Below are 12363 nucleotides of genomic sequence, written 5' to 3'. Positions count from 1 at the left end.
GAAAGGCGCAGAAGCGCCCTCCGCCGCGGCGGGACTCAGGCCGCCGCGCGGCGTACCGCCCGATCCGTCAGCTGCGCATCGTCTTCCAGCTTGGCGATGATCTCCAGGCCGTGCTCGCCCGCGCGCGCAAGCAGCAGCACAAACTCCGACTCGCCCGCCGGGATCGCAACCCGCGCCAGCGGCGGGCGCGCGCGCAGTGCCTCGGCGGCGCGCGCCAGCGCGGCGGGGCGGCGCTCCCCGACCAGCGAAGCGCGCAGTTCGCGCTCGGCGTGCACCACACCTTTCACGCCCCCGGGCGTGATTTCCAGAAAGGCATCCAGCCCGCCCGCGGGGATCGCCAGCCGCCTGGCATGGGTCAGCACGGCGGCGTATTCGGCGAGGCGGGTCTTGTCATAGTCCGGCCCGAAGACAAGCTTGACCACCGGCGTCATCGGTGCGCGGGCCTGCGCCGCGATCCCGGCCTCGGCCAGCAACAGGGCATAGCCGTCCGCTTCCTTCTCCGCGGCCAGCGCAAAGCCATAGGCGCGATCCAGCGCGCGATACAGGGCAACGCGGCCCCGCAGCTCTGATGCGCGGACCGCTGCGGCCGATTCGCGCGCGAGCATCAACTGGTCGGCGAGCGGCGAGGCGACCTCGCTATGCGCCATTCCGGCTGCCGTAGCGGGCGGATCGAAGCCGGCGCTGGGTCCGTCGGCCCAAACGGACTGGGTCGGGGCTGGATGGGGGACCGCACGGCGCGAAGCCTCGATCTCGGCATCCAGCCGCGCCTGGGTATCGGCGTCGACCACTTCCTTCCAGTTGATCACGCCGTAGATGAAGCCGATCGTTTCTGCATCGGAGGCAAACGGCATCAGGATGCCGCGGTAGAACATCTGGTGCCCGCGTTGGCCGACGAACTCGGCCTCGAACCCGATCGGCGCGCGGTTGGCGATGATCTGGAGATAATGGTCGGTCAGGCGCGAGAGCAGCGAGCGGCTCGGCACTTCGCCAACCTGTGCGATCGGGCCGTCGATGCCGCATTCTTCGCGCAGCGCGGCGCCGAGATAGCGGATGGCGGGATTTTCGATCCCCGCGGTGAAATCGAGCAGCACGCTGTTCGGGCCGAAATCGGCGATGTTCTCGGGATCGAGGTCGTGGATCGCGGGGAAGGCGCGGCCGCGCAGCAGCGACACCCAGTGGTTATAGGCGCGCACCTGCATGCGGCGTTCGTCGCCGCCGATCGCGACCGGGCGTTCGTCGATCGCCTCGTCGGGCGTGGGCGCGGGCTCGGGTTCTGCCGGACGATTGATGCCGCGAGCCATGTTCATGCGGATGCTCCACTGCGGGCAAGGGCCCGAAACGCTGATCCGGGGCCTTGTGCAGCGTCCATGGTAAATGCCGCGTAAAAAGCCGCACCGGAAAAGCCGAGGGAATCTCCGGAGGCGAGAAAATTGGCGCTGGGGAAAGGAGGCGCTTGCATGCGCCGGGAACGGCTGGTAAGCGCGCCTTCCTCCGGGCACGCCAGCGCCCGGCACCGGGCGCCGCTTTAGCTCAGCTGGTAGAGCATCGCATTCGTAATGCGGGGGTCACAGGTTCGAGTCCTGTAAGCGGCACCATCGTGAAATCCCACCTCATAGAAAACACGGGCGGCACCAGCGCGCGGGCTTGTCATGCCTCAGGCTTGACTTTTCCTGAATGTTCCCTATATGTTCTTTAGGCCCCGATAGGGCGGGGCGGCACGGCCGGTCGCGCTATCGCAGGTATGATCGATGCTGCGATCGCTGCCGAGGATACGCCCGCCCGTATCCAGGCTTCGCGTGCGGCAAGCGCCGTAGCCAACGCGTCCGCTCGGGATATCGGTCGTGTCACGGGGACAGTCGCCGGGAACGTTGCGCTGGCGGCGGCACCGGGGGCGGCGCTCTCGAAGGCGGCCACATTGCGCCGACTTCGCATGGCGAGGCCGCGCACGACCTTTGATCCGCCGCAGATCGGTTGGGTAAAGGAGACGACCAAGTCGCAAAAGCCCTGGAGGGCTTACAACGACGCTGCGACGGGTGCCCAGCCCGGTTGGGCACCGACGTTGATGCGAACGATGGCGGATGGTTCGAAGCGGCCAGTCAAGTTCGACGGCATTCAGGGCGATTACATGATCGACCGGAAATGGAAGGTGGTCGATGCTCCCCACGCCCGAGCCCAGCTCTTGCGACAATCGGAGGAGCTGGCAGAACATCGCCTGATCGGTACGTGGGAGGTTCCTACGCCTGCTCAGAAAGCCAAGGCGCTGAAGTTGTTCAAAAAGATGAAAGTCACCAATATTCATGTGAGGGTAGTCAGGCCATGATTGCTATGCAGATCGCGAGCTTGATCGCGGAGTATTATGTATTCCTGACGCTGACCGACGAGGAGGAACTCAATCTCGACACTGCCGTGAAGATGACTGAATCTCTCGCCAGCCATCTCGAAGAGATGGACAAAGGATTTCTTCGCGAGCTGGTGGATGCGTTTCCGATTATAGCGGAGGGATACAGTGGCGAAGCGCAGGAGGTGGTGCGCAACCTCGCCCACAGCTTGTATCTTGAAGAGGCCCTGGCAGCTGACGATGCCGTCAAACTGGCTGAGTTGGAAGCGCTGCGCGACGCGAGGGATTGAGCGCCGGCTGGAGTTTCAAAACAGCGTGATTATGACCTCGTCCATCTCTATCACCGGCGACTGATCGAAATTTTCCAGGGATCTGAGTGCTTAGTTTCCCCGCCCCCTGTGGGGCACCATCCCGTTCAAATCAGCACCCAGCGGCGTACTGCACCGATCTTCCGGGCATGGCCGCCTGTCATGTTTCCGTTGCCTCCATGTCCATGCAGTCGCATCAACGTGCCCGTGTCGCTATGAAGCGCCAGTCGGCGATTGCCGCGAAGCGATGCGGCTTGGCCCGGCGGGCGTACACCTCGCTGTCGAGGACCGCGCGGAGGTCGGCGAAACTGTCGTAGCGGACGATGACGATGTCGTCCCAATGATCGTCCGGTCCGGCCAGCAGGCTGTGGACCCGCTGGCCCGCATAAAGCAGCTGCGGCGTCACGCCGGCGGCTTCGCACGCTGCGTAGAAGCCGCCGACATATCCTTCGTAATAGCCGCTGCGCGAATCCGGCTTTTCCTCGGCAAATCCGTCCGGATAAGCGGGAGTTTCGCGGAATCGCACGAGATTCACCATTACCACGGGACCTTGGCCAATAGCCTGCGCGGCCGCGTCCAACGCCACGTCGTCGAGCTCGTTTGCTTGCATTCCAGTGCACCTCCACATTTCGATGCGACAAGTATCGCGATCTGCGAACGGCGCGTGTAGAGATGCTGGGAGCAGGATTGAGTTGCCATCATGTCCACACCAGCCAATGTTCAGCGTCTGTTGAACCTGCTGCATTTCGCGCGGGTGGTGGATGCCGGATCGTTCGCGGAGGCGGCGCGGCGTGCGGGGACGACGACCTCGGCAGTGTCCAAGGCCGTCGCGCGCTTCGAGAAGGCGAACGGCGTGCGCCTGCTCCATCGCACCACGCATGCAATCTCGCTGACGCCCGAGGGTGAACGGCTGCTGGACGGAACGCGCGACCTGCTTCGTGAGGCGGAAAGGCTGGAGGCCATTCTCGACCATGCGCGGGCCAGCGGGTCGGGCGGGCGCATCCGGCTGAGCGCGCCGGCGCCCTTCCTTCGCGCCAGGCTGGCGCGGCAGGTGCCCGCCATCCTTCGCGCGAATGCGGACATCGAGCTCGAACTCAAGATCGATGACGGCACGCTCGATCTCGCGGCCGAGGGGATCGACATCGCCATCCGGTTCGGCGCGCTTGCCGGCTATGCCAATGTCGTTTCGACGCCGCTGGGCAGCTTCCCCTGGGTGCTGTGCGCGACGCCGCGCTATGTGGAGATCATGGGCACGCCGCAATCGCCGGCCGATCTCGACGCGCACCACCAGATCGGCTTTCGCGATCCCGGCTCGGGGCGGGTGATGGCGTGGCAATTCGCCGATCCGGATCGCGGCGACGTGGTTCGACACCTGCCGCGCCCGCGCGTCGTGGTGGAGGATCTGGGCGCGATCTGGTCAATGATGCGCCAGGGCCTCGGGCTCGCCTGGCTACCGGCCTGGGTCGGCCTGGGGCCGTTGCGCGACGGGCGGGTGGTCGAGCTTCTGCGCGCGTGGCGCGTTCCGGAGACGCCGATCCACGCCGTTCGGCTGGAGCGGCGCCATACCCCCTTGCGGGTTCGCTCCGTGCTGGATGGTCTCAAGGCGGCGGCAACAGACTGGCGGTATCTCGGCTGATCGTCGCGACCGCCACTGGCCAAGCGCAGCCGGCACGCGATATGCGGGGCGGATGCGTGATCCGACCGAAGACCAGCTTGCCGCGCTCGGCGCAGCGTTCGAAACCTTCTCGCGCCGATACAAGCTGGCCGACGCGCGCCGTTCCGAGCGGCCGCTTGCCGAGCTGGACAAGGCGGTCCTGCTCTACATCGCGGAGCATGAAGGTTGCGGCCCGACCGACGTCGCGCGCTTCCTTGGCGTGCCCACCACCACCTTGTCCTCGGCCACCGACCGGCTCGTGAAGCGCGGGCTCCTGAAGCGCGCGCGCATCGAGGCCGATCGCCGCGCGGTGGCGCTCACGCTGTCCGACGCCGGCGCTGCCAGTGCGCGAGGCCTGGTCGAGGCCTATCGGCAGATGAATCTGCTGATGCTGTCGCGCCTGTCGCCCGACGAGCGGGATCGGTTCATCGCGATGATCACGAAGATCGCCTACAACGATGGTTGAATAGTCCGAGATTCGTTGTATCTTCCGGGAAGATGCTGCTCGGGCGGTGTCGCGCCAGCGGATGGAGCGAGGTGATGTCGATACGCGTCAACGATATCGAGGTTCCCCCGCCCGAGGACGCCCGGGTCTCGTTGCTCGACCTGTTGCGCGAGCATCTCCATCTTACCGGCACCAAGAAGGGATGCGACCAGGGTGCCTGCGGCGCCTGCACGGTGCTTCTCGACGGCAACCGCGTCCTGTCCTGCCTCACGCTCGCCGTGCAGGCGGATGGGCGTGCGGTCCGCACGATCGAGGGCCTTGCTGGTGAGGCTGGCGGGCTGCATGTGCTGCAGCAGGCCTTTGTCGAGCAGGACGGCCTCCAGTGCGGCTATTGCACGCCGGGGCAGATCTGCTCGGCGATCGCCTTGGCCGAGGAACTGCGGCGGGGCGATCCGAGCTACGTCACCCCGGATATCGCAGCGGGGCCGGCAACGGTGACGCGGGCGGAAATCCGCGAGCGGATGAGCGGCAATCTCTGCCGGTGCGGCGCGCATAACGGGATCGTCGAGGCGATCGAGGTGATGCTGGCGGAGACCGCGGCATGACGCCGCTGCATTATGTCCGCGCCGGAGATCGGGCGGAAGCGCTGGCGCAGGTCGCAAAGGGGGCGCGCTGCCTGGGCGGCGGCACCAATCTGGTCGATCTGCTGCGCCAGAATGTCGAACAGGCGAGCGAACTGGTCGATGTCAGCCGCCTGGACGGGGCGATCCGGGAGAGCGAGGGCGGCGGGCTGCGCATCGACGCGTCGGTAAGCAACGCCGCGCTTGCCGCGCATCCGCTCGTGCGCCGCCGCTATCCGGTGCTCGCCCGCGCGCTGCTCGCCGGCGCATCGGCGCAGATCCGCAACATGGCGACCGTCGGGGGCAATATCCTCCAGCGGACGCGCTGCATGTATTTCTACGACGTCGACGGCGCGCGCTGCAACAAGCGCCGGCCCGGCGCCGGCTGCGACGCGCGCGAGGGGTTCAACCGCTATCATGTGATCCTCGGCGCCTCGGACCAGTGCGTCGCCACCCATCCTTCCGACATGTGCGTCGCGCTCGTGATGCTGGATGCCGTCGTCCATCTCTCCGGGCCCAGCGGCGATCGATCGGTGCCGCTGACGGACTTCCATGTCCTGCCGGGTGCCACGCCGGAGGTGGAGACCGTGCTGCAACCGGGCGAGCTGATCACCGCCGTCGAACTGCCGCCGCCGACCGACGCGATCATGCATTCGGACTATCGCAAGGTCCGGGATCGCTCCAGCTATGCCTTTGCGCTGGTTTCGGTCGCGGGCGGGCTGGCGCTCGCCGACGGGCGCATCCGCGAAGCCCGGATCGCGCTGGGCGGCGTCGCCGCGAAGCCATGGCGGGCGAGGCGGGCGGAGGCAGCGCTGGTCGGCGGCGCGCCGCACCCCGACGTGTTCCTCGCCGCGATCCGCGAGGAACTGGTCGAAGCCCGGCCGCTGTCCGGCAACGCCTTCAAGATCGGCCTCGTCGAACGCACGGTGGTGGCCGTGCTGGCCACCCTCGCAGGAGCGCGCGCATGACCAAGCTGCAGAACGCCATTATCGGCAGCGTGCGCGCCGTTCTCGGCCAGGTGCCGGCAAGCTGGCTGCCCGGCGGCACGCCCGATCCGCTGATTGACAGGCGCGTGGCGCTGGGCGGGCAGCAGTCGCGGATCGACGGGCCGGACAAGGTGCGCGGCGCGGCACGGTTCGCCGCCGAGGTGGCGATGGCGGATCTGCTCTACGCCGCCTTCGTCCATTCGACGATCGCGCGCGGGCGCATCGCCGATCTGGACGTGTCGGACGCGGAAGCGGCGCCCGGCGTCGCGCTGGTCATGACCTATCGCAACGCGCCCCGGATCGGCGTGCCGCCGCCGATCGGGCTCACCAACCTCAAGGCGGCGGGCAATCACACCCTGCCGATCCTGCAGGATCCCGAGATTCATTGGAACGGGCAGGTCGTCGCGGTGGTGCTCGCGGAGACGCGCGAGCAGGCCGAGCATGCCGCCACCCTGGTCCGCGTGCGCTACGACGCCGCGCCGGCCCGCACGGGCTTCGCGGAAGGCAAGGCCAGCGCCACCACGCCGGAGTCGGTCCTCGTCGAGCGCAACCGGCTCGACAAGGGCAATGCCGGCCAGAAGCTCGCGCAAGCGGCGGTCAAGGTCGAGGGCGTGTATACGACGCCCTGGCACAGCCACAATCCGATCGAGCCGCATGCCGCGACGATCGCCTGGCAGGACGGCAAGCTGATCGTGCACGACGCGACCCAGATGATCCACGCCACCGCCGGCTCGCTCGCCAAGGTCTTCGGGCTGAAGGCGGAGGATGTCCATGTCAGCTCGCCCTATGTCGGCGGCGGGTTCGGCGCCAAGGGCCTGTGGGATCACCAGATCCTCGGCGTGGCGGCGGCGAAGCTGGCGGGCCGCCCGGTGCGTGTCGCGCTCTCGCGCGCCAGCATGCACCGGCTGATCGGTGGCCGCACGCGGACCGAGCAGCGCGTGGCGCTGGCGGCCGATGCGGACGGCAAGCTCACCGCGCTGCTGCACCATGGATATGGTGTGAAGCCGCGGCACAGCGTCTGCGACGAAGGGTTCAGCCTCACCGGCCGCTCGCTCTATGCCTGCGAGAGCTTCGATATCGTCCAGCACAATGTCGAACTGGACCTGCTGGCGAACAGCTTCATGCGCGGACCGGGCGAGACGCCGGGCACCTTCGCGATCGAATGCGCGATGGACGAACTGGCGCATGCGCTGGGCATGGACCCGATCGCGCTGCGCCGCCGCAACGCCGCGACCTGCGATCCGGTGAGCGGGGCACCCCATACGCAGAGCGCGATGATGGAGGCGTATGACATGGGTGCGGCGCGAATCGGCTGGGAACGGCGCGCGGCGACGCCTGGCACGCTGCGCGACGGGGAGTGGCGGATCGGCATGGGCTGTGCCACCGGCACCTTCCCCTTCACCCGCATGCCCGGCACCTCCGCCCGGATCACCCTCGACGCGAACGGCGACGCCCATGTCGCCAGCGCCGCGCAGGAAATGGGCATGGGTACCGCGACGGTCCAGCGCCAGCATGCCGCCGACCGGCTGGGCCTGCCGCTCGATCGCGTCACGGTGACGATCGGGGATTCGCGCCTGCCCTTCGCCAGCTTCGCCGGCGGATCGTCTCAGACCGCATCGCTGGCGGCGGCGATCAGCGCGGCGAGCGGAAAGCTCGCGGTGCAGCTCCTGCGGCTGGCGGGCAACGACACGCCGCTGGCCGGGCTCAAGCCGAGCGAGGTCGAGTTCGCCGACGGTGGCTTGCGCAGTGTCGAGGAGCCCGCCCGCCACGAAAGCTTCGCCTCGATCCTGCGCCGGGCGGGGCGGCGGGAGCTCAGCGCGCTCGGCGAAAGCGGGGCGCCGCTCGAGGTGCTGAAATATTCGATGCACAGCACCTCGGCGATCTTCTGCGAACTGCGCGTCAGCGACGTCACCGGCGAGATCCGTGTCGATCGGCTGGTCGGCGCGTTCGATTGCGGGCGCATCCTGAATGCCAAGACGGCGACCAGCCAGTTCAAGGGCGGCATGATCATGGGGCTGGGCATGGCCCTGACCGAGGAGACGCTGCTGGACGAGCGGACCGGCCGCATCATGAGCACCTCGCTCGCCGATTATCACGTGCCGGTGCATCTCGACGTGCCGGACATCGACGTGCTGTGGACCGACATCCCCGATCCCCGCACCCCGCTCGGCGCGCGCGGGATTGGCGAGATCGGCACGACCGGCGTGGCGGCGGCTGTCGCCAACGCGGTGTTCAATGCGACGGGCAAGCGCGTGCGCGACCTGCCGCTAACGCTCGACAAGCTGGTCTAGCCAGCCGTTGGCGCCGGCGAGGCATTGAAGCAGGGCAGCGGGCCTGCTGGTATCTAGAGTTCCCGTCCCAGCCCGGTGTCGACCGACCAGGCGACCGCCCCGTGCATGGCAATGAGCAGCGCGACGACGCCGAGGATGATCGGATATTCGATACCCCGATCGATCCATGGATAGGTCGGCCCCAGTGCAACGCAGATTGCCGCCATCTGGATCGCGAGCATCGGCGCGAACAGGCGCGTCGCGAAGCCGATCGCGACCGCCAGCCCACCAAAGGTTTCGAGCAGCGCTACGAACAACGCCAGCTGCGGCGCGAACGGCAGACCCAGCACGTTTTCGATCAGGCGGACCGATCCCGCCATCGGATCGGCCATGGAGCCATGGGCGCTGCCGGTCAGCTTCGGCAGGCCGTGGGTCATGATCGTGCTGCCGAAGGCAAGTCGGACCAGAACATAGCTGGCCACGCGCCCGCGGGCGTAAAAGTCTGCGAGGGCCGGAAAGAGCAATCGAGACGCTTGCGGCGTCGCGCGGATTGACGGGGCCGGCATGTCCAACTCCTCGATGTGTTTCGTTGGAAACAACAATATCGTGCGAGCAGGGTGCCTCAAGCGGCTAAGATTGAATAGGCCATTCCATCAAGGACAACAATCGCGGTTGCTCTGCGCTGCGGATCGGCGCATCCGAGCGTGCATGGATCGCTTCGAAACCATGCGGCTCTTTGTCCGGATCGTGGAACGAGGGAATTTCGCGGGTGCCGCGAGAGACTTGGGGTTCCCCCGCGCCACGGTCACGCGCGCCATCCAGGAACTGGAAGGGCACCTGGGCACGCGCCTTCTCGAACGCACGACCCGCGCCGTCCGGCCGACGGACGATGGCACCATCTATTATGGGCGATGCATCCAGCTTCTTGCGGACCTCGACGAGATCGAAAGCGGATTTCGACCATCCGAACCCAAGGGGCCGTTGTGCGTCGACATGCAGGGCACGCTCGCGCGGTTCTTCATTCTGCCGGCGCTTCCCGAGTTCCTGCGGCAGCATCCGGCGATCGAGCTTCGGCTGAGCGAGACCGATCGCATGGTGGATTTGATCGAGGAGGGTATCGACTGCGTGCTGCGGGCGGGGGTCCTGCCCGACTCGTCGCTCGTTGGTCGAAAGGTGGCGGAATCCCAGCAGGCGACCTTGGCGAGTCCCGGCTATCTGGACCGTTTCGGTGTTCCCTCGGCGCTGGACGATCTCACCGGGCATCGGATGGTCGCGTACGCCGCTTCCGCCTCGGGCCAGCCTTACGCCCTCGACTTCATGGTCGACGGGGCAACGCGCGAGATACTGCTACCGTTCGACGTCACCGTGCGCGGCGCCGAACTCTACACGGCGGCGGGCGTCGCCGGTTTCGGGCTGATCCAGGTTCCGCGCTATCGCGTGCAGCACCAGATCGATGCAGGCGCGCTGGTTCCCGTGCTCGAACCGTTTTCGCCGCCGCCCATGCCGATATCGGTGCTCCATCCCGGCCACCGCACCGTGTCGCCGCGGACAAGGGTGTTCGCCGACTGGCTGGCCGCGTTGTTCGAGCGCCTTCAGTCAGAGGGTCGGTTGTAAGCCGACCCTGGCCGCCCCCTGCGAACCGGGCCATGCGGGAGACAGCTCATGCGAACCGGACGCCTGCGAGCCTGCACGATTCCTCCCACAGGCGTGCTGCCACGGCGCCGTCCAAGGCAGGCGCCGGGGGCTTTTCGAGCGCGGGATAGCCGCGCGTGCCGCCCAGCGCATGGGGCCCGTAATAGCCGCCCTCCTGCGCCGAAGGATCGGTGGCGGCAAACAGCGTCGGCAGCGCGCCTTGCCAGGCGGGCTGGAACAGGAAGGGCAGGAAGCGCCGCAGCCGGCCTTGCATGCTCTTCGGGCCTGCACCGTTCATGATCAGGTCCGTACGGGTGATGCCGGGATGCGCCGCCACGCTCGCGATGCCCCAGCCGTGCCACCGGCTTTGCCGGCTGAGCTCCAGGGCGAACATCAGGCAGGCCAGCTTGGACTGGCTGTAGACCGGCATCGGCCGGTAGCCGCGCTCGGCCTGCAGGTCGTCGAACGCGATCGTGCCGCCGCGCGCGGCGACGCTGCTCAGCGTAACCACCCGCGGCTGCGACCCCCGCTTGAGCAGGGGCAGCAGCCGGGCGGTGAGCGCGAAATGGCCGAGATAGTTGGTGCCGAACTGCAGTTCGAAGCCGTCGCCGGTCTCCAGCCGCGTCGGCGGGGCCATGACCGCGGCGTTGTTGATGAGGATGTCAAGCCCCGCCTGCTGCTCGGCCAGCCGCTGCGCGAACCGTGCCGCCGACTCCAGGCTGGCGAGGTCGAGCAGTTCGAACCGCACGGTTGCGTCTGGAGCCGCTGCTTCCACGGCGGCGACCGCCTGCGCGCCCTTTTCGGGATTGCGGCCGGCGATCACCACCGCGGCGCCTGCGCCGGCGAGCGCGCGCGCAATCTCCAGGGCCAGCCCTCCGGTGCCGGTTACGACCGCCGAGCGGCCATGCTGCGGGGGGATATGGGCGGCGGTCCAGCGGTTCATGCCTATTCTCGCATTGCGTGTAACTGCCGCCGCAATAGCGGGACGCCGCCGCGCCCCGCTTGCCCGAAGCCACAGAAAACCTGTCCGATCCTCGCTTTCTGGGGCCGACGGGCGTTACCGCCCGGACACCGCCGCGATCAGCGCCTTGCGCTCGAGCACGTCACGCTTCGGCGCGATGCCGAAGGTGCGGCTATATTCGCGGGTGAACTGCGACGTGCTTTCATAGCCGACCTGATAGGCCGCCGCGGTCACGTTCGCCGCATCGTCCAGCATCAGCCGGCGCGCCTCCATCAGCCGCAACTGCTTCTGGAACTGGATCGGCGTCATCAGCGTGAGCGTCTTGAAATGCTGGTGAAAGGAGGAGGGGCTCATTCCCGCCACGTCCGCGAGATCCTCGATCCGCAGCTTCTCGGCGAAGCGCTCGCGCAGCAGCCGGATCGCGCGGGTGATCCGCTCGAGATGCGTGTCGGCGATGAGCTGCTTGCAGATCTCGCCGCCCAGCGGGCCGGTCAGCAGCCAGTAATAGACCTCGCGCATCAGCGGCGGGAACAGGATGGGCACCGCCTCGGGCGTCTTCGTCAGCCGCAGCATGCGGACGAGGCAATCGGCAAGCGAGTCGGTCACCCGGGTCACGAAGATGCTCGGTCCGTCATGCTTGCCGGGCTTGGGCCGCTGTTCGAGCTGCTGGAGCACGTCGCGCAGCAGGTCCAGGTTGAAGTCGATCGTCATGCCCACGAACGGCTCCCCGGGCGAGGCGCCGACGATGCGGCCCGAGGCCGGCATCTCCATGTTGACGATCAGGCATTCCATCGCGCCATATTCGAGCGAGTCGTCGCCGAACTCGATCTGCTTCAGCCCTTCCACCACGACGCACAAAGACGGCCGATAGATCTGCCGGTTCGCGGGGACGTGGCGCATCGCGCGGATGACGTGCACCTCGGACATCGGCAGCGGGAACAGCCCCTCGCCGCCGCCGCCTGCTTCGATGTGCGCGTACACGGCGTCCCGCAGGGCGGCCGCCGCGCGATCCTCCGGCGGCGCGATCGGCCGGGCAGGCGCGGATAGGCTGCGCGCGCCGCCATTTGGAGGAAAAGGCAAGATTTTCGCGGTTTCCGGCATTCTGGTCATCGAAGACACCTTCTAACTTGATGGCGCAGATAAGCCGAG

At 67.5% G+C, this 12363-nt stretch carries 13 protein-coding genes and 1 tRNA gene; 9 read left to right on the top strand and 5 right to left on the bottom strand.

Annotated elements, in window-relative coordinates; translation table 11 throughout:
• Nucleotides 1-35: 35 nt before the first annotated feature.
• Entirely contained in the window at nt 36-1301 is a 1266-nt protein-coding gene (locus S2M10_RS12100; RefSeq protein ID WP_247650780.1) for a hypothetical protein, read from the bottom strand.
• Between the two features lie 218 nt (nt 1302-1519).
• Between S2M10_RS12100 and S2M10_RS12095 the strand changes: the two genes are divergently transcribed.
• The 3 genes from S2M10_RS12095 to S2M10_RS12085 all read left to right on the top strand — a co-directional run bounded on the left by S2M10_RS12095 (nt 1520) and on the right by S2M10_RS12085 (nt 2628).
• Nucleotides 1520-1595 (top strand) — tRNA-Thr (locus tag S2M10_RS12095).
• 146 nt (nt 1596-1741) lie between these two features.
• Nucleotides 1742-2320: a hypothetical protein gene (locus S2M10_RS12090; protein WP_168846295.1), complete on the top strand. Its 579-nt coding sequence runs from the start codon at nt 1742-1744 to the stop codon at nt 2318-2320.
• A gap of 5 nt (nt 2321-2325) precedes the next feature.
• Entirely contained in the window at nt 2326-2628 is a 303-nt protein-coding gene (locus S2M10_RS12085; protein ID WP_247650777.1) for a hypothetical protein, read from the top strand.
• A gap of 214 nt (nt 2629-2842) precedes the next feature.
• Here S2M10_RS12085 and S2M10_RS12080 read toward each other — a convergent pair whose 3' ends face one another.
• Nucleotides 2843-3256 (bottom strand): hypothetical protein, encoded by a 414-nt coding sequence (locus S2M10_RS12080; protein WP_168846293.1) that lies wholly within the window; start codon nt 3254-3256, stop codon nt 2843-2845.
• A 120-nt stretch (nt 3257-3376) separates the two neighbouring features.
• Here S2M10_RS12080 and S2M10_RS12075 point away from each other — a divergent pair, with 120 nt between their 5' ends.
• From S2M10_RS12075 to S2M10_RS12055, 5 genes are all read left to right on the top strand, one after another.
• Nucleotides 3377-4282, top strand: coding sequence for a LysR family transcriptional regulator (locus S2M10_RS12075; protein WP_168846292.1), 906 nt, complete (start codon nt 3377-3379; stop codon nt 4280-4282).
• A gap of 52 nt (nt 4283-4334) precedes the next feature.
• Nucleotides 4335-4766: a MarR family transcriptional regulator gene (locus S2M10_RS12070; protein ID WP_168846291.1), complete on the top strand. Its 432-nt coding sequence runs from the start codon at nt 4335-4337 to the stop codon at nt 4764-4766.
• 74 nt (nt 4767-4840) lie between these two features.
• A complete protein-coding gene (locus tag S2M10_RS12065; RefSeq protein WP_211091017.1) occupies nt 4841-5350 on the top strand; it encodes a 2Fe-2S iron-sulfur cluster-binding protein in 510 nt (169 codons plus the stop codon).
• Nucleotides 5347-6333 (top strand): xanthine dehydrogenase family protein subunit M, encoded by a 987-nt coding sequence (locus tag S2M10_RS12060; RefSeq protein ID WP_168846289.1) that lies wholly within the window; start codon nt 5347-5349, stop codon nt 6331-6333. The genes S2M10_RS12065 and S2M10_RS12060 overlap by 4 nt, the downstream gene beginning before the upstream one ends.
• On the top strand, nt 6330-8642 hold the full coding sequence (locus S2M10_RS12055) for a xanthine dehydrogenase family protein molybdopterin-binding subunit (protein ID WP_168846288.1): 2313 nt from the start codon (nt 6330-6332) through the stop codon (nt 8640-8642). The genes S2M10_RS12060 and S2M10_RS12055 overlap by 4 nt, the downstream gene beginning before the upstream one ends.
• Before the next feature lie 53 nt (nt 8643-8695).
• Here the strand turns inward: S2M10_RS12055 and S2M10_RS12050 are convergent, their stop codons facing one another.
• Nucleotides 8696-9103, bottom strand: a complete 408-nt coding sequence (locus S2M10_RS12050; RefSeq protein ID WP_211091016.1) for a DoxX family protein — start codon at nt 9101-9103, stop codon at nt 8696-8698.
• A 226-nt stretch (nt 9104-9329) separates the two neighbouring features.
• Here S2M10_RS12050 and S2M10_RS12045 point away from each other — a divergent pair, with 226 nt between their 5' ends.
• The gene (locus S2M10_RS12045; protein ID WP_168846286.1) at nt 9330-10235 is read left to right on the top strand and encodes a LysR family transcriptional regulator; all 906 of its coding nucleotides are present in this window, start codon (nt 9330-9332) and stop codon (nt 10233-10235) included.
• 46 nt (nt 10236-10281) lie between these two features.
• Here the strand turns inward: S2M10_RS12045 and S2M10_RS12040 are convergent, their stop codons facing one another.
• A complete protein-coding gene (locus S2M10_RS12040; protein WP_168846285.1) occupies nt 10282-11196 on the bottom strand; it encodes an SDR family oxidoreductase in 915 nt (304 codons plus the stop codon).
• A gap of 114 nt (nt 11197-11310) precedes the next feature.
• Nucleotides 11311-12324, bottom strand: coding sequence for an AraC family transcriptional regulator (locus tag S2M10_RS12035; protein ID WP_247650776.1), 1014 nt, complete (start codon nt 12322-12324; stop codon nt 11311-11313).
• Between the last annotated feature and the right edge of the window lie 39 nt (nt 12325-12363).

Source organism: Sphingomonas sp. S2M10 (assembly GCF_012650175.1).
Classification (GTDB): Bacteria; Pseudomonadota; Alphaproteobacteria; order Sphingomonadales; family Sphingomonadaceae; genus Sphingomonas.
This window is presented reverse-complemented; position numbering and strand designations above follow the sequence as displayed.

Coding starts and splice junctions, on each gene's coding strand:
- S2M10_RS12065 (WP_211091017.1), top strand. CDS start 4,841: ATGTCGATACGCGTCAACGATATCGAGGTTCCCCCGCCCGAGGACGCC.
- S2M10_RS12060 (WP_168846289.1), top strand. CDS start 5,347: ATGACGCCGCTGCATTATGTCCGCGCCGGAGATCGGGCGGAAGCGCTG.
- S2M10_RS12035 (WP_247650776.1), bottom strand. CDS start 12,324: ATGACCAGAATGCCGGAAACCGCGAAAATCTTGCCTTTTCCTCCAAAT.
- S2M10_RS12055 (WP_168846288.1), top strand. CDS start 6,330: ATGACCAAGCTGCAGAACGCCATTATCGGCAGCGTGCGCGCCGTTCTC.
- S2M10_RS12070 (WP_168846291.1), top strand. CDS start 4,335: ATGCGTGATCCGACCGAAGACCAGCTTGCCGCGCTCGGCGCAGCGTTC.
- S2M10_RS12040 (WP_168846285.1), bottom strand. CDS start 11,196: ATGAACCGCTGGACCGCCGCCCATATCCCCCCGCAGCATGGCCGCTCG.
- S2M10_RS12085 (WP_247650777.1), top strand. CDS start 2,326: ATGCAGATCGCGAGCTTGATCGCGGAGTATTATGTATTCCTGACGCTG.
- S2M10_RS12100 (WP_247650780.1), bottom strand. CDS start 1,301: ATGGCTCGCGGCATCAATCGTCCGGCAGAACCCGAGCCCGCGCCCACG.
- S2M10_RS12045 (WP_168846286.1), top strand. CDS start 9,330: ATGGATCGCTTCGAAACCATGCGGCTCTTTGTCCGGATCGTGGAACGA.
- S2M10_RS12080 (WP_168846293.1), bottom strand. CDS start 3,256: ATGCAAGCAAACGAGCTCGACGACGTGGCGTTGGACGCGGCCGCGCAG.
- S2M10_RS12090 (WP_168846295.1), top strand. CDS start 1,742: ATGATCGATGCTGCGATCGCTGCCGAGGATACGCCCGCCCGTATCCAG.